A 16,940-nucleotide genomic window follows, 5' to 3' on the forward strand; every position below is an offset into this window, starting at 1 on the left:
TTAATGAGACAAGCTAGCTAGCAAATTGCTTATACCACTTTGCAGCATTGCAAATACTTTCGCAAAGCCATCTGTCCCGCCATAGTAGGGATCTGGCACCTCTGCGCCATCTAGTCCAAAATCCCCTAGCAAGGCGATTTTATCGCTCTCAAAGCCCATAGCCTTAAGCGTAGCATAATTGCTCCTATCCATAGCCACTAGCAAATCCACATCGCTATGGGCATAGAGGCTTACTTGCTTGCTTGTGTAATGCGCTATATCAATGCCATTTTCTCGCGCAATGGCAATGGAGCGAGAGTCGATGGGATCGCCATTATGAAAGCCAGAAGTCCCAGCTGATGAAAACTCTAGCTTTGGGGCGTTAGCGTGGGGCTTATACAAGGTATTGGCAATGCCCTCTGCTAGCGGTGAGCGGCAGATATTCCCCAAGCACACAAAGACGATCTTCACCCTTTCTTGCTCTCTTAAATGCGCAAAAGTGGATTCTAGCTTCATTATCGCCCCTTTTTTAATAAGCTTTTTAAGCTGCTAGGCTTGATATTTCCGTGCAGTGAGGCATACATCCACTCGCCACACCACGCCATAAGCCCGATGAGAAGAAACATTGTGCGCGTGTTGGTATAATCAGCTTGTGCGATGATTTTAGAGCATAAACAAAACACCACCACCCCCACCACAAGCCAGAGCAAATTGGCATACTCATAGAATCCAAATAGCTCTTTATTACGATATAGCACTACCACCACACACAAAAACCCAAAGTAAAATAGCCATAAATCAATATATAAAAGTGGATTAGACTTGCCATAATAGGGCTGTATCGCATAGGCAAAAAGCACAAATAATGTCGTATTGATACTTGGCATATAGGCACTAAGCCACTCGCCCCATTTGTTAAAGATATTTAAGCGGATCTTGCACGCAGGCAGAGCAAGCGGGAGCAAGATAAAACACACATACACAAACACATACACACTAATATCAGCAATCTTCCACAAAACCACCCCGCCAAGCGTATCGCTAAAGGCATAAGCGATCTCATCGGGCTGATTTTGCATAATGCTTTGAGCAATACGAAATACCAGCACAAGCAAAGCCACCAAGCCGATGATAGATGCCGCGACCTTTTCTGTTGTATTGTGCTTTTTGCGACGGATAGAATACACGATAAACACCACGCACATCGCCACAAAGCACACAAGCAGTAAATCACTTGTAAAGTCATACGCCCTATGTGGATAAGAAAACACCAAAAAAAGCTGCGAAAATGTCGAGCTAAGGCTTGATACAATCAACGAAAGCAACACAAACACGACAAAAAAGAAAAACAACGAAGAAAAGATAATTTTACTCTCAACACCCTTCATTCACAATCCTAGCATAGCTTAAAAATTTTTTGCGACAAATCCATCTATCCCATCAGCAATCCCCTTGGCTAGATCTTTTTGATAGGCATCATTATTTAGTCGTGGGGCTTCAATCGGGCTAGAATTATACCCTATTTCTATCAACACCGATGGCATTAACGCCCCAGCCAACACCCAAAATGGACCCTCTCTCACACCGCCATCTGTGATGCCTTGATAATTCTGGCGCAGCTTTTTTAAAATCCCATATTGTATGTCGATAGCAAGCTTATTTGAGGCAAGCAGGCGATGAGAGTTAAGCGAGTTTAAGAAAGTCTGCTTAGAAAAATAATTCATCACATCAATATCATCTTTGTTTTCTTGCTCGGCGACATCTCGGGCGCGATCGCTTCTAGCCGTTGATAGGAAGTAGGTCTCCACGCCTTTGGGCGATTTTTTGGTTGTTTTGGGGACAGAGTTAGCGTGGATTGAGACAAACAAATCCGCATTTTTGGCATTCGCAAAATCGGTGCGCTCTTTGAGATTAAGATAAACATCTTTATCGCGTGTCATATAGGTGATATAGCCGCGCTTTTTTAGCTCCTTGTTCAAATGTGTAGCAACCTTTAGCACGATATGCTTCTCGCATACTTTTGTAACCCCAAGCGTGCCGCAATCCTTACCCCCGTGCCCGGGATCAATCACGACTTTGTAGCCTTTTTTGGGCTTTACCACGGGGCTTGTTGTGGGCTTTGGCGAAGGTGCTGGCGGAGTAGATTTTGGCGGGGTGGGGTTTGATGAAGCTGGCTTTGACGGGGTGGATTCTACTGGCTTTTGGGGTGCAGGGGGGGCTTTGGGTGATTCTTGCTTAGATTCTTGCTTGGGTGGATTTGGCTTAGGCTGGGGCTTGGAGGATTCTGGAATTTTATCAACAAAGGATAGATAGAGATTATTTTGCACAAGTTTGATTTGATAGACTAAGCCATTGCCATTAGTGATGACAAAACGCGTGATTTGCGGGGTGTTTTGTGCGATGGTTACTTGGGCATTACGGGGGAAGAAATACACCTTTTTGCCATTATCTAGCACGGCTTTTATATCAATATACACAGCATTGCTAGAGATTGTAACAGGCGTTAAAGCAAGATCCTCAACGCTTGAAGAAAATATGACCTTTAGGCTACTTGCGCCAAATGGGATAGAGTTTGTGATATGGAGTGCTTGAGCCTTGGCGATACAAATGCCTAACACAAAGACAAAAACTCGCCACACCCACTACTACCCCTGCGTGAGTTCTTCTATAAGCTCTTTTACACTGATGATTTTTTGGATTCTATATCCATTCGCGCCGCTAAAATACAGCCCCTCTACCTTATCACCCAAATGCCCCTTACCCAAGCTATCGGCGATACAATAGCCCACTTTTTTTGCCTCTACACCTCTATGGCAAGGCGCGACACAATTACTCACGCACTGCACCTTTGGGGCATTGCCCTCTTCTAGTCGCTTTAACACGCCTATGCGCAACGCCCTAGCAGGATAGCCCACAGGGGATTTCACAAGCTCAATATCTGCTTCTTGGATATGGGGCATAATCTCTTGATATGCCTTAGCATCGCACTCTTTAGTGCCTAAAAAGCGTGTCCCCATCTGCACGCCGCTTGCCCCAAGTGAGAGAAACTTATCAATATCATCTCTATCCCACACGCCACCTGCTGCTATGACAGGGATATTGCCCCAATTTTTCGCTTCTTGGACGATTTGTGGGACAATGGATTCTAGCTGAAACTCCGGCTTAAAGCAGTCTTCATACTTAAAGCCCTGATGCCCTCCACTTAGAGGTCCCTCCACTACGACTGCATCTGGGACACGCTTATACCGCTCCTCCCAACGCTTGCAAATAATCTTTAATGCCTTGACAGAAGAGACGATAGGCACGAGAGCTACATCGGGGAAATTTTTGGTAAATTCTGGCATATTTGTAGGCAGCCCAGCTCCTGTTACAATGATATTTGCCCCAGCCTCGCACGCATCGCGCACCACACGCCCATAGTCATTGATCGCGTGCAAGATATTTGCACCAAGTGGATTGCTACCACAAATCTTACGCGCATTGGCAAAGATCTCATTCAAAGCAGTTTTGGAGTAGAAATTTATCGTCTCAAAGGGCTTATTATGCACAAGCTTTTCGACAAAGTGCATTTTCTTATAATACCCCGTGCCAACAGCAGAGATAATGCCAAGCGCACCTTCTTTGGCGACATTGCCAGCTAGCTCATCCCAGCTTATCCCCACACCCATACCACCTTGAAAAATGGGGATTTTTATCGTGTGTTTGCCTATTTTTAATGGTTGCAAAGGTTTTCTCATCTTTGTTCCTTATCGTATAATAGCTTTTAAAAACCTACGCTTACCGATTTGAATGATGTATTCTCCGCTTGTAAGCTTGAGATTTTCATCAACGATCTTTTGCTGATCAATCTTAAGTGCGCCTGCTTGTATATCTCGCCTAGCTTGAGAGGTAGAAGAGCAAAGCCCACCATCTTGTAGCACCTTGCAGATCCACACACCAGAGTCAAACTCTTTTGTCGCAATCTCACTTGGCATCTCCCTTTGAGCAAAGACCTTTTCAAACTCTATCTGTGCAGATTCTGCGATACTCTCATCATAGAATCTAGCAGTAATCTCAAAAGCCAATGCCTGCTTCACAGCCTTTGGGTGCAAGCTTCCTAGCTCTACGCCCTCGCGCAAAGATTGCAACTCATCTAGCGATTTACTACTCAAAAGCTCATAATATTTCCACATAAGCACATCAGAAACGCTCATTATCTTAGCATACATTGTATTAGGATTTTCTGTAACACCAATGTAATTCCCTAGAGACTTGCTCATTTTCTGCACACCATCTAGCCCTTCTAACAAAGGCACTGTTAAAACAGACTGCTCTTTAGCAAGTCCATAGGCTCGCTGCAAGCTACGCCCCACGAGCAAATTAAACTTCTGGTCATTGCCCCCTAGCTCAATATCACAATTAAGCGCGACAGAATCATAGCCCTGCAAAAGCGGGTAGATAAACTCAATAATACTAATAGGGAGATTCTCTCTATATCGCTTAGTGAAATCATCGCGCTCAAGCATTCTTGCCACAGAAAACTGCGCTGTAAGCTGCACTAGCCCAGCAGTCCCAAGCTCACTAATCCACGCAGAGTTAAAGCACACTTCTGTATGTTTAGGATCTAGCACCTTAAACACCTGCTCCTTGTAGGTTGTAGCATTTTGCTCTACTTCTTGGCGAGAGAGTTGCTTGCGCGTTTGTGTTTTGCCACTTGGATCGCCAATAGTCGCTGTAAAATCCCCGATAAGAAACTTCACATCACCGCCATAGCGTTGAAAAGTCGCAAGCTTTGATAAAAGCACCGTATGTCCCAAATGCAAGTCCGGCGCAGTGGGATCAAACCCAGCCTTTACGATAAACCGCTCTCCTGTGGTATAAAACCGCTCCACAAGACTTGCGATATACTCCTGCCCGACAAACTCACTAGCCCCACGCGCGATTTCTTGCATAGCTTGCTGGGTATTAGCTTTAATCTCTTGTGGCGACAACATCACTTTCCCTTTCAATTTTGATACGCATCGTTAAAATTCGCAAAATCTATAATAGCAAACTTGCTTGATAATAGCTCTTTTATGCGTTTATGGCTCTTATCTGCCACATCAAAGACAATCTCACAATAAAGCGATGGAGCCTGCCTATCATAGCCACAATAACTGATCCCTATCACATTGCAATGCTCTTTTGCCAGCACTGATAAAAACGCTACCAACGCCCCTGCCCTATCCTCCAAAGACACGATGACTTTATATGCTTTTTTACTCACCTGCACCCATTTAGCAAAGACCATCGGCTCACCATTGCTGATTGCCTGCCCTAGCTTATCACAAAGCTTGTGGTGGATAATAGCCTTTTGATTACTAAGCACTGCCATCATCGCATCGCCATATTTTGGGCGACAGCAGTAGTCAAACGCCACGCCATTGATCGTGCGATTGCTCACAAAGATAAAGTTTTCTAGCTGGATACGCTTTGGAGCTAGGACATTGAAGCGCATTTTTGCAAACCAATTCCCAAAGCTCTGCGTGATCGCAGTGTATTGCTCCTGCAAATACTCTTCATCATACACACATCTTGCAAGATTAGAATCCAAATTGCGCATAGACAAATAGCGTGCAAACACAGCAGGATCTTTGCTAAAAATCGTGGCTAAAATATTCACCCCAGCCTTTTTCTCTATCTCTTTTAGGCGGTTTTGCGCTTGGGTTTTTAGGTGGTTTTTGGCTTTAGAGGTTTTGACCATATCGATCCAAGTGTATTTGGGCATTTCACTAGGATCGCTAACGATTTTGACAATATCACCAGATTTTAGCGTTTGTAGCAGTGATACTTGCTGATTGTTGATATACGCACTCTTAGCCTGATCGCCAAGCTCACTATGGATTAGATAGGCAAAATCCAGCACCACCGCTCCAGCCGGGAGGCTAAAGGTATCGCCGCTAGGGGAGAAGACAACAATATCTTCTCGATATAAGTCATTTTTGGCAAGCTCGTAAAACTCTTCAATATCGTTGTTTTGGTATTGGAGATTTTGTAGCCACTCAAGGCTTGGGGCGATCACGCCATCGCTTTTATATTTCCAGTGCGCTGCTACACCAAATTCTGCGTTTTTATGCATATCAAAGGTGCGGATTTGCACCTCAAAGACACGCGATTTATCAAAGATAGTCGTATGGATCGTTTGGTAGGCATTTTCTTTAGGCAGGGCGATATAGTCTTTAAAGCGCGAGATGATAGGCTTAAACGCCAAATGCACCAGCCCTAGAATCTTATAGCAATCAATGGTTGTTTTTACTAGAATCCTAACTGCTAGCAAGTCCAGAATCTCATCGATCCCAACGCCCTTGCGCTGCATTTTTAGATAGATAGAATATGGTCGCTTGATCCTGCTCTCTAGCACAAACTGCCCTTGGTCAAAGCCGTGCTGCAAAAGTAGCTGCTGGATTTTGTTTTCAAACTCATTGAGCTGCAAAAACAAGGGCTGATTGTTGTTTTTCAAAAAATCTTGGATTTTGGCATACTCTTGGGGAAAGATATATAAAAAGCTTTTATCTTCTAGCTCATTTTTAATACTAGAGATCCCCAAGCGGTGGGCGATTGGCGCATAGACGACAAGCGTTTCCTTTGCCTTGCGCTGCTGCTTTTCCGCGCTCAATGCCCCAAGTGTTAGCATATTATGCAAGCGATCACAGATTTTTATCACAAGCACGCGTGGGTCATTGACTGCGGCAATAAGCATTTTTCTAAAAGTAAGTGCCGCTACGGCTAGGCGTTGATTTGCGATCTTATCATCAAGCTCTTCGGCTTGGATTTCATCGATTTTGGTAAGTCCATCGACAAGCTGGGCGACAGACTCACCAAAATCCACTCTCACGCTATCAAGATCAATATCCGTATCTTCTACCACATCGTGCAAAAGCGCGGCACACACCATCGCCTCATCGCCACCATAGAATGCCACCAAGCACGCCACACACAGCGGATGCACAATATAAGGCTCGCCTGTTTGGCGAAACTGCCCTTCGTGGCTCTTTTGCGCACAGACAATCGCGCTTTGAATACCCTGTGTGATCTCACACAGACTAGAGAGCAGTGCCTTTGCTTGGGAAAAAGTCTTTAGCTCTTGGACTTGTGTGAAAATTTCCAAATGCCACTCCTACACACCCATCGCGCTATCACTAGTCTAAATTATCAATCCGCTCTAAAACAAGCTTCCCTTCAGCGATTTCACGCATAGCGACATCTGCTAGCTTTTCAAGCTTGATATTTGCTCCAACGAGATTTGGTGCGCCATTATTAAGCTGCTTTACACGCTTAAAGATCATATTTGCAAGCACATAGCGATCATTATTGACTTGCTCTAGGGCTTTTGCTGCGATTTGTTCTGTCCTCATACTTTATCCTTGCTACTTTAAAGTTTATAAAACTTTCATTGTATAATAAATCTCCTTAAACTCTACATTGCTATTATAAATTATAAAGGCTTCTATGCGCACCGCTACACCCCCTATCGCAATCCCTGCAAATGTCCTAGCCATCATCGATACTCTGCACACACATAGCTTCCAAGCCTTTGTCATAGGCGGCTGCGTGCGCGATAGCCTGCTAGGTCTCACGCCTAAAGATTGGGACATCGCCACCAATGCCACGCCCAAGCAAATGCAAGCAATCTTTGCTAAAACGCACACGATCATCACACTAGGCGAGCGATTTGGGACGATCACACTCCTGCCCCATAGCACCACAAAGCCCCCTGCACTGCCCGCACACACCAATCCCGCCCACACAAGCCCCACGCCAAATCCCCCCACCATAGAGATCACGACCTTTCGCCTAGAATCCACTTATAGCGACAATCGCCGCCCACACAGCGTTATCTATACAGATAATTTGCTACAAGATCTTATGCGCCGCGATTTTACCTGCAATGCCCTAGCCTATAATCCCTATTTGCGCCACAAGCACAGCTCCAATGAGCAAAAAGTGGATTCTAGTGCTTACGCGCTCTATCATCGCTATTTGCCCTATATCCGCGATGGGATTTGTGATTATACAAATGGGCTAGATGATCTTGCCACGCACACATTAAGGGCAGTAGGCGATGCGAATGCACGCTTTAGTGAAGATGCGCTGCGGATATTGCGGGCGTTGCGCTTCCAAGCCACGCTAGATTTTGCCCTAGAATCTAACACACGCGCCGCCTTGCTTGCTAATGCCAAAAAGCTTGCCGCCATAAGCGCGGAGCGGAAGCAAGAAGAGTGGAGCAAGATCTTATATGCCCCGCACATCGCCAAAGCCCTTATCGGCTATGGCGCGGTGTGGGCAGAAGTGTTTGTGGAGTTTTCTAAGCCTTTAGTCGCGCTGGATTTACGCCCAAGTGAGCGGATGATCGCCGCTCTTGCCACGCTAGAAGCTTTAAACAGCAGCAGGGATTCGGCTTTGCGCGATAAAGCAGGGAGTTTGTGGCTCGCTGCGTCGATAGACGCTCAAGTCTTATCTCCTTGCTCGCCACTGCACAACCCTGCTTTCTCATCGCAAAACAAGCGAAGCGGTGCGAGCGTGAGCTCGCAGGTTTCTTTAGAAAACCTAGAATCCCACAGCGGCTTTACAAAACAAGCGCAGAGCCTAGAATCCACTTTTCAGCAAAGCTACCACAGCCCCACCGCAAAACAAGCGACAGCGGTGCAAGGCGAAGCCGAAGCAGGTTTCTTTAGAACTCCTAGAATCTTTGAAGAAGAAATTCAAGCCAAGTGTGAAAAAACTACCGACATTCAAAAAGTGGATTCTAGGGGCAATGCCCTTTTATCGTCATTGCGAGAAAATCCGCAAGGATTTTCGTGGCAATCCATACAAACAAAGACACAAAACCTAGAATCCACTTTTGAAAGCCCCACCGCAAATCAAAAGCAGTCTCAAAGTAAAAAAGTGGATTCTAGGGAAAAAGTGGATTGCCACGCTGCTGCTGCCGCAGCGGCTCGCAATGACAGAAAAATAGCCGCTAGTGAAAAAGTGGATTCTGGTCTTGCTCTGCGTTTAAGCCTGTGGTTTTACGCGCTAGATTCTAGCCTAGAGCAAGCCACAAGCTGCCTAAAAGCCCTGCGCTATAAATCACGCATTATTAAGCTCACCGAGCTACTCCTATCCCACGCCAATCTCCCTAGCTCCCAAAGCCTAGAATCCACTAGAATCCTAGCTAAAACACTCGGGCTAGAGTCTCTTGCGCTCATTGCTACATTTCTAGCCACACTGCACGGCAAGCCCTATGCCGCGCCCCTATACACGCATATTGCAACAATCCAAGCACAAAATCTCTGCTACAATCGCACCTCCCTTGCGATAAATGGCAAGGACTTAGTCACAATCGCAGCGTGCTTAGGTATCGCGCTACACGGCAGAGAGATCGGCAGGCTTTTAGACACACTGCTAGATGAAGTGATCTGCTCTCATCTGCCAAACACCAAACACGCGCTTTTTGCCCGTGCAAAAGAGCTAATCCAAGCATAAAGGAGTCTTATGGCACTAATTTGTGGGATTGATGAAGCAGGGAGAGGCTGTGTGGCTGGGTCGCTGTTTGTCGCGGGCTTTGTGTGTGATGACAATGAAGATCTCTTTGCTCTTGGCATAAAAGATAGCAAAAAGCTCTCGCGCTCCAAACGCTTTGCCCTAGAATCCACTTTGCGCGATAATTTTGCCACGCATATTGTGCAAAAATCCGCCGCGCAAATTGATACACAAGGCTTAAGCGCGCTGCTAAGAGATGCGCTACAAGAGATTATGGAGCATTTTGCCCCGCTGTGTGATCGCTTCATTTTTGATGGCAGCACAAGCTTTAACGCCAAGCCCCCTAATGGCGTGCGACTAGAGACGCTAGTCCAAGGTGATATGCTTGTAGCAGCTATTTCTTGCGCATCGATTATGGCTAAATGCGCCAAAGATAGAGAAAGCCTAGAGCTAGATAAGCGATTCCCACAATATGGGCTGGCAAAGCACTGCGGCTATGGGACAAAGGCGCATTATGAAGCACTGCGCCACTATGGACTAAGCCCGATCCACCGCGCCAGCTTCCTTACGCGTCTTGGATTTGTGCGATGATGATCGTATGCTTTGTGTGCAGTGGCTTTGCTAATGCGCGCATAAAGGGCTTAGAAGTAGTCATTTTCCCGCGCACATATATGCTCCCTTGTATCTGCCACTTTAGCAGCAAATCCGCAAACGCACTGCCTAGATCGCTTGCTATGCTAAAGCACACGCCATAGCTATCTAGCCCGCCTATGCGATAGGCAAGCATATTGTTTAAAGCCTTGCTAGAATCTAGTGTGATCATCTCGCTAGATTCTTTGCATTTAAATCCAAGCGGACTTATGTGCGGGTAGGCAAACTGCTCTGCCTTAGCCAAAAGCTCTGCCCCAGCTTGCGCTAGATCTTCTAAAGACTCTAGCCCCTCTAATAGCCCATAACACCCCCCAAGCCACGCGAGCATATCATTAGTGCTATGGCTTGTAGTAGGTAGAGTGCGCACACGCGCCAAGCTAGATTCTAGATAGGTTTTGTAGTTTTGCGCTAAGCGCGATCCTTGCTTGCCTTTAGATTCTAGGGTGGAGAGCATTAGGGCTGGGTTTGCCTCCATAGCGGCTAGCTCATAGCGCATTAGCACAGGCTCTAGCGACTCTGTGGATTCTAGGCTTACACTAGAATCCACTTTTTGCACAGCATAAGACACCACACTAGAATCCAAATCAAGCAGCACGCCACCATTTATCCGCACTTCTTCAAGTAGCGCACTCTCATCACAATAGGCTACTTCTGTGATACGAGGCTCTAAGCGTGGCGGAAATTTTGGCACAAAGCCCTTAATGCTCTCATTGCTTATGGGCTTTTCAATTAGCCCAAAATTATCCCAGAAGTTTGGCTCACTGCAGCCTATGCAGCCGTGTCCTGCCTGCACGGGCCAGCTTGTCTTGGCGTTGAACTTCACCTTTGGGCAGTTATTAAACGAGTAGGGACCCTTGCAGCCTACTTTATACAAGCAATAGCCCTGTGCCATAGACGGATCATCAAAGCTCTGCACAAAATCCCCAGCAAGAAACGCCCCCCTGCGCTCGCATAGATCATGCACACTTTTAGCATACGCCCATAATGGTCGCTTTAGCTCATCAAGCGGCGGCAGCTCACCTAGCAAATATACATAGAGCAAATTGCCGATGATGTTTTTATCACTTGGGGGACAGCCGGGTATATGCATAATCTCTTGCGGGAACACCTCATAAAGAGCAAAGCTATTAGTAGGATTAGGGTGGGCACTCTGTATCCCGCCATAGCTTGAGCAAGTCCCCACCGCAAGGACTGCTTGGGCGTGGGCGATTAGATGTGCGGCTTCTTCATAGCCACTTTTGCCAGCAAGGGTGATATATTGCTCTTGTGCGCCCATACTCACACTACCTTCTACAAGCAAGATATAAGGCGTCTGCGAAATGGATTCTAGGACTTTTTGCGAGTTATGCCCGCTTGCAGCTAGAATCAAGTCGTGATAATGCAGCTTAAATATATCAAAGATAAGCGTATCAAACCCGGGCTCTTCTGTGCGCAGCAAGCTCTCACTACACCCGGTGCACTCTTGCAAATGCAACCACACAAGCCGCATATCGCCCATATACTCCAAAATCTCCACACAGCAATCAAGCAGCTTGCTAGGCACGCCAATGAGTGCGAGATTTTTAGCAATCCACGCACGCGAAGTCTCATCGCTTAGAGTGGCACTTTTTACCTTGCTTTGGCGCAGTGATTCTAGGCGTGCTAGAAGCTTGTCTTCAAGGCTTAATAGTGGCTTGATGGTCGTTATATTTTGCGTGCTTGTGGCTTCCATACTCTCTCCTTGCTCTCAATCTATCTGCAATCTCCCTGCTCTAGCTTGCCTACTTCAGCCCACTATCACACCCAAGCAATCTGTGGCAATCTATAAATCTAGATTCTCGTGTGCTACTACAACCTATCAAGATCCGCGATAGCGCACAACCCATAGCATCTAGCTAGAATCTAGTCTTGTGCTACGCTGGCACCGCTTACATCTCTTACGCCAATTTGGTGGTATTCAAAGCCCTTGGCGTGTAGATTGAGTGTGTGATAGATATTGCGCCCATCAAAGATCACAGGCGTGCGTAAGAGCTTTTTCATCTCATCAAAATCCGGGCTTCTAAACTCGCGCCACTCTGTAACAAGCACGAGCATATCGGCATTTTTTAGCGCGTCATATTTACTTGTAGCAAAAGTGATAGAATCCAGATGTTCTTGCAGATAGAAGCGTGCTTGCTCGGTGGCTTTGGGGTCATAAGCCTGGATCCTAGCTCCTTTGCTCACTAGCTCTTGTATCAGCACAATCGCGCTTGCCTCTCGCATATCATCTGTCTCTGGCTTAAAGGCAAGCCCCCACACAGCGACAATCTTGCCTGCTAGATCTTGCCCAAATCTTGCGCAAATCTTTTGCGCAAGCAAGCGTTTTTGCGCGTGATTTACTTGATCGATTGCTTGAAGGATTTTAGGCATGTAGCCACTATCTAGGGCAGTTTTCTCCAAAGCCCTAACATCTTTTGGGAAGCAGCTCCCGCCATAGCCACAGCCCGGATAAATGAAGCTATAACCTATGCGTGAGTCGCTACCTATGCCTTGGCGCACATCATTGATATTTGCCCCCACGCGCTCACAGATTTGACTCATCTCATTGATGAAGCTAATCTTTGTCGCAAGCATTGCATTTGCTGCGTATTTTGTCATCTCAGCAGATTCTATCCCCATAGCGATAAGCCGATCAGATTTGACCAAAAATGGCGCGTATAAAGAGCGCATAATCTCTAATGCCCTAGGTGAATCACTCCCTATCACCACACGATCCGGACTCATAAAATCCTTGATCGCCACACCCTCTTTTAAAAACTCTGGATTGCTCACGACATCAAAGGCTATGGCTTTTCCTCTAGATTCTAGGGCTTTGGCAATGATCTTTTTCACCTCTCTAGCAGTCCCCACAGGCACGGTGGATTTATCCACGATCACCGCATAGTCATTGATATGCTCGCCAATATCTTGCGCCACCAAACGCACGAAGCGTAAATCCGCACTCCCATCATCACCCATAGGCGTGCCAACAGCGATAAATATCACCTCTGCTTGTGCAAAAGCCTCTTGCTTAGAATCTGTGAAGATTAAAGTGCCTTTGGCTTGATTTTCTACAATCATCTCACCCAAGCCCGGCTCATAAATTGGCACAACGCCTTTTTGTAGCTTTGCAATCTTGTCTTTATCAATATCAAGGCAGATCACATCATTGCCCATCTGCGCGAAGCACGCCCCAGCCACTAAGCCCACATACCCACTACCAACAATACTAACTCTCATACACCAGCCCTACTCAAAGTTCTTAAAATCCAAAAAATAAGTGCGCATTATACTGGATAAACACCCGCTTCAAAGCAGGCGTTTAAGCTATCTTACTCAAATGTTACATCACGCGCTTCTATAAGATCTCCATAGATTGGCGCAAGTGTCTCTTGATAGGCTTGGAGCAGGAATTTATCTTTTTGTAATTGCGCCATTTCTTCATTAAGCCACTCTAGCAGCTCGGTATTGCCCTTTTTGACCGCTGGAGCTATGACATCAGTCTCCCCAAGCTCTTTAATCCCAACGGCAAAGCTTGGATTCTCCTTCGCCCACGCAAAAAGCAAAGTATTATCGTGTGCCAAGGCATCACCTCTGCCATCTTGCAATGCCGCGAAAGTCTCGGTATTTTGCTCAAACTTTAGCAGCTTGATTTCTGGGTGGTTTTTGCTGAAGTAAAAATCTGCTGTTGTGCCCTTATTGACAATAAGCGTTTTGTCTTTGAGCTGGGATACATCAGTGATCACGCCATCTTTGCTCACCACTCCTAGTGCTACTTTCATATATGGGCGTGCGAAATCCACTTGCTGCGCTCTCTCTTGCGTTTGCGTGAAATTCGCCATCATAATATCCACTTTATTAGACTTTAAAAACTCAATGCGATTTGCCGCTTCTACAAGCACGAAGCGCACTTTATCCTCACTGCCAAGCAGATCTTTGGCAATTTGCTTGGCGATATACACATCAAAGCCAGCGTTTTGCCCCTTTTCATCAACATAGCCAAAGGGCGGCTTATCGCCAAAGACACCAATAGTAACACTGCCTTTTTGCTTGATAGATTCTAGGGCATTTGCACTTGATTGACCCTCGCCACAGCCACCTAGCAAAGCCATAGCCCACACAAATCCTAGTCCATACATTACTCGAGTTATAGCATTCATCATAAATCCTTTCTTACAATTTTTCACCTAGAATCTAAATCTAGGTGAAGCGTTATCCTACAACAATTTTATTTGCTTCTTCCATTCTTTGCAAATGCTCCCATCGCTCATCGACTTCTTTTTGGAATTTTTCGATGATATGGGCATTTTCTGGCTTGAAGAGATGCTTAAATCGCCCTTGTGCGCCTAGATAATCTCTCACAGGGATAATGTTTTTAGGGCGATAGGTGATATGCACCTCTTTACCATTGATGATCTCAAAAAGTGGGAACGCTAGAGAATCCACCGCAAGATCGGAGACATCAATTGTCTTATTAGACTCAAACCGCCACTCTGTCGTGCAAGCACTCATCGCATTGATGAAAGTCGGCCCTTCTGTGTCGATTGCTTGCTTGATTTTTTTGTTCATATCTTTCCATTTGTTTGGGGCTACTTGGGCGACATAGGGGCTGCCGTGTGCTGCCATCACAAAAAGCATATCCTTCTTGCGCTCCTTTTTGCCATAGCTTGCACTCCCAGCAGGCGTGGTCGAAGTGCTAGAGCCAATGGGCGTGGAGCTTGATCGCTGCCCGCCGGTGTTGGCATAGACTTCATTATCAAGGCAGATATAAGTCATATCGTGCCCCCTCTCAAAGCAGCCGCTAATAAACTGGAATCCAATATCATAAGTGCTGCCATCACCGCCAAAGGCGACAAACTTCGGCTTCTCGCCTTTGTATCGCCCCTTTTTTGCCAATGCGCGATACATCGTCTCTGCTCCAGCTGCCGCAGTCGAGCCATTTTCAAAGCCAATATGTATCCAAGGCACATCCCAAGAAGTGTGCGGATATACCGCCGTAGAGACCTCAAGACAGCCCGTAGAATTGCCTATGACAATGGGACCTTCTACGGCATTTAGCACCTCTCTAATGATGATCCCGTGCGCACAACCCGGACATAAAATATGCGAACCTTCAAACTTCTCTGCCGCTTTAGAAAATTGCTTTAAGTTTTTTACTTCTCTTACCATAATGTCTCCTTATATAGATTTCTAGATTCTAGTAGAAACTAAGCTTAGGACCGCGCAAGCCGATGAACTGCTGTGTAGCGTGCGTGAGCTTGCCAGCTTTTGCATTACTATCAAGCTCTTTGAAAATCTCCACCAAATCCACTTGTGTAATGTCGCGCTCGCCCAAACCATAGATATAGTTGCTAAGCACAGGACGCGCAGAATCTGGCACTTGATACAACGCCGCTCCAACTTCATTAAACAACGCTCCCATAGCACCAGCAGGCAAGCTCTTATCCATAATACCAACAGCTTTAGTGCGTTTTAGTGCCTCTCCTACAAGCGCGTAAGGGAATGGGCGGAATACTTTGACACTCACAACCCCTGCTTTAATGCCATTTTTGCGCGCTGTTTTTGCTGCTACGCGAGCGGATTCTGCTGTGGTGCCAAGCGCGAAAATAGCCACTTCTGCATCCTCCATATCATAGGTTTCTACGATCTTATGCTCTCTATTTGTAAGTGCTTTAAACGCGCTAAATGCTTCTTCTATGACAGCTTGCGAATGCATAAGCGCATTATGCAGCTGTGCTTTATGCTCATAATGCCACTCTTCTTCTGCTTGCGCACCATAGGTGGCTGGGTGCTCAAAATTAAAAAGAGAGTTTTTCTCCTTATACTCGCCAATAAAGCTGTATGCTTGATCATCGCTTAATGGGCGGACATTTTGGGCTGTGTGGGAGCAGAGAAAGCCATCTTGATTGACAATCACAGGAATGCGCACGCGCATATCTTCAGCGATTTTAAAGGCTAGGAGATTGAGATCATAGGCATCTTGGGGATTCATAGCACAGAGATTGATCCAGCCCGCATCGCGCCCTAGATACATATCTGAATGATCGCCGTGGATATTAAGTGGTGAGGCAAGTGCGCGATTGACAAGATTTAGCACAATTGGCAAGCGCATACCAGAAGCTTGGTAAAGCACTTCCACCATAAGCGCAAATCCTTGCGAGCTTGTCGCAGTAGCGACTCGCCCACCAGCCGCTGCCGCACCTACACAAGCACTCATCGCCGCGTGTTCGGATTCTACGAGCAAAAACTCGCCATCGATATAGCCATTGCTCACAAATGTCCCATAGTTTTGCACAATGGGCGTTGAAGGCGTGATAGGATAGGCGGCTACCACATCAATTTGGGCTTGGCGCATCGCTTGGCACGCCGCCATATTGCCATCCCAAACAACTACTTGATCGAGTTCCATAACTTTTGGCATAGCTTACTCCTCTCTTTTTTTCTTTTCTTCTTTGGCGGGCCACTTGCTAAGGGCTACTTCATTGGATTCGTGGTTGTTAAACATTAGCAGGGATTTGGGATTGGTCGGGCAGACATCTACGCACACACCGCAGCCCTTGCAGTGCATATAATCCACACCTTTTAGCTTCTCATCACGCACCAAAATCGCCGCATCAGGGCAATACATCCAGCAGTTAAAGCAATTGATACAAATCTCGCTATTATGCACAGGCTTATCGATCCGCCAATGCGCCACACTCGTGCCATAGGAGCTTTCTTTAGTATAGCTTCGCTCATTATTATGCTGGCGCAAAGTCTCTACCCCGTCTTTTTCAAAGGGGAACAATACGGAGCCAATCTCTAATTCTGTCCAGTCTTTCATATTCACTCCT

General features: G+C 46.2%; 15 protein-coding genes. 2 read left to right on the forward strand and 13 right to left on the reverse strand.

Going from position 1 to position 16,940, the window contains the following annotated elements; all coding sequences use genetic code 11:
* Genes NYG90_RS08930 through NYG90_RS08960 form a run of 7 tightly spaced genes read right to left on the reverse strand, consistent with a single transcriptional unit; the run spans nucleotide 1 to nucleotide 7,352 of the window.
* Entirely contained in the window at nucleotides 1–495 is a 495-nt protein-coding gene (locus tag NYG90_RS08930; RefSeq protein WP_285257422.1) for a low molecular weight protein-tyrosine-phosphatase, read from the reverse strand.
* The gene (locus NYG90_RS08935) at nucleotides 495–1,367 is read right to left on the reverse strand and encodes a hypothetical protein (protein WP_285264955.1); all 873 of its coding nucleotides are present in this window, start codon (nucleotides 1,365–1,367) and stop codon (nucleotides 495–497) included. Before NYG90_RS08935 ends, NYG90_RS08930 begins: the two co-directional genes overlap by 1 nt.
* Before the next feature lie 18 nt (nucleotides 1,368–1,385).
* Complete coding sequence (locus NYG90_RS08940; protein WP_285257420.1) at nucleotides 1,386–2,618, reverse strand: N-acetylmuramoyl-L-alanine amidase family protein; 1,233 nt, start codon at nucleotides 2,616–2,618, stop codon at nucleotides 1,386–1,388.
* 6 nt (nucleotides 2,619–2,624) lie between these two features.
* Nucleotides 2,625–3,716, reverse strand: coding sequence for a nitronate monooxygenase (locus tag NYG90_RS08945; protein ID WP_285257419.1), 1,092 nt, complete (start codon nucleotides 3,714–3,716; stop codon nucleotides 2,625–2,627).
* 9 nt (nucleotides 3,717–3,725) lie between these two features.
* A complete protein-coding gene (gene tyrS / locus NYG90_RS08950) occupies nucleotides 3,726–4,952 on the reverse strand; it encodes a tyrosine--tRNA ligase (protein ID WP_285257418.1) in 1,227 nt (408 codons plus the stop codon).
* 11 nt (nucleotides 4,953–4,963) lie between these two features.
* Nucleotides 4,964–7,105 (reverse strand): RelA/SpoT family protein, encoded by a 2,142-nt coding sequence (locus tag NYG90_RS08955; RefSeq protein ID WP_285257417.1) that lies wholly within the window; start codon nucleotides 7,103–7,105, stop codon nucleotides 4,964–4,966.
* 31 nt (nucleotides 7,106–7,136) lie between these two features.
* Nucleotides 7,137–7,352, reverse strand: a complete 216-nt coding sequence (locus NYG90_RS08960) for a DNA-directed RNA polymerase subunit omega (protein ID WP_285257416.1) — start codon at nucleotides 7,350–7,352, stop codon at nucleotides 7,137–7,139.
* Between the two features lie 94 nt (nucleotides 7,353–7,446).
* On the opposite strand from NYG90_RS08960, the gene NYG90_RS08965 reads away from it, so the two are divergent.
* Both NYG90_RS08965 and rnhB read left to right on the forward strand, forming a co-directional pair.
* Complete coding sequence (locus NYG90_RS08965; RefSeq protein WP_285257415.1) at nucleotides 7,447–9,462, forward strand: CCA tRNA nucleotidyltransferase; 2,016 nt, start codon at nucleotides 7,447–7,449, stop codon at nucleotides 9,460–9,462.
* Between the two features lie 9 nt (nucleotides 9,463–9,471).
* Complete coding sequence (rnhB, locus tag NYG90_RS08970) at nucleotides 9,472–10,050, forward strand: ribonuclease HII (RefSeq protein WP_285257414.1); 579 nt, start codon at nucleotides 9,472–9,474, stop codon at nucleotides 10,048–10,050.
* On the opposite strand, the gene NYG90_RS08975 is transcribed toward rnhB, so the two are convergent.
* From NYG90_RS08975 to NYG90_RS09000, 6 genes are all read right to left on the reverse strand, one after another.
* Nucleotides 10,025–11,821, reverse strand: a complete 1,797-nt coding sequence (locus NYG90_RS08975; RefSeq protein WP_285264956.1) for a hydrogenase small subunit — start codon at nucleotides 11,819–11,821, stop codon at nucleotides 10,025–10,027. The genes rnhB and NYG90_RS08975 overlap by 26 nt on opposite strands.
* Before the next feature lie 170 nt (nucleotides 11,822–11,991).
* Complete coding sequence (locus NYG90_RS08980; RefSeq protein WP_285257412.1) at nucleotides 11,992–13,347, reverse strand: UDP-glucose dehydrogenase family protein; 1,356 nt, start codon at nucleotides 13,345–13,347, stop codon at nucleotides 11,992–11,994.
* A gap of 92 nt (nucleotides 13,348–13,439) precedes the next feature.
* Nucleotides 13,440–14,267, reverse strand: coding sequence for a cysteine ABC transporter substrate-binding protein (locus tag NYG90_RS08985; RefSeq protein WP_434062739.1), 828 nt, complete (start codon nucleotides 14,265–14,267; stop codon nucleotides 13,440–13,442).
* A 52-nt stretch (nucleotides 14,268–14,319) separates the two neighbouring features.
* Nucleotides 14,320–15,276, reverse strand: coding sequence for a thiamine pyrophosphate-dependent enzyme (locus tag NYG90_RS08990; protein ID WP_023930047.1), 957 nt, complete (start codon nucleotides 15,274–15,276; stop codon nucleotides 14,320–14,322).
* Nucleotides 15,277–15,304: 28 nt separating this feature from the next.
* Nucleotides 15,305–16,528 (reverse strand): 2-oxoacid:ferredoxin oxidoreductase subunit alpha, encoded by a 1,224-nt coding sequence (locus NYG90_RS08995; RefSeq protein WP_285257410.1) that lies wholly within the window; start codon nucleotides 16,526–16,528, stop codon nucleotides 15,305–15,307.
* Between the two features lie 3 nt (nucleotides 16,529–16,531).
* Nucleotides 16,532–16,930 carry a 4Fe-4S dicluster-binding protein gene (locus NYG90_RS09000; protein ID WP_115012421.1) on the reverse strand — a complete coding sequence of 133 codons (399 nt, stop codon included), beginning with the start codon at nucleotides 16,928–16,930 and terminating at the stop codon, nucleotides 16,532–16,534.
* Nucleotides 16,931–16,940: the final 10 nt, after the last annotated feature.

It is taken from the genome of Helicobacter zhangjianzhongii, from assembly GCF_030249855.1.
GTDB lineage: Bacteria > Campylobacterota > Campylobacteria > Campylobacterales > Helicobacteraceae > Helicobacter_B > Helicobacter_B zhangjianzhongii.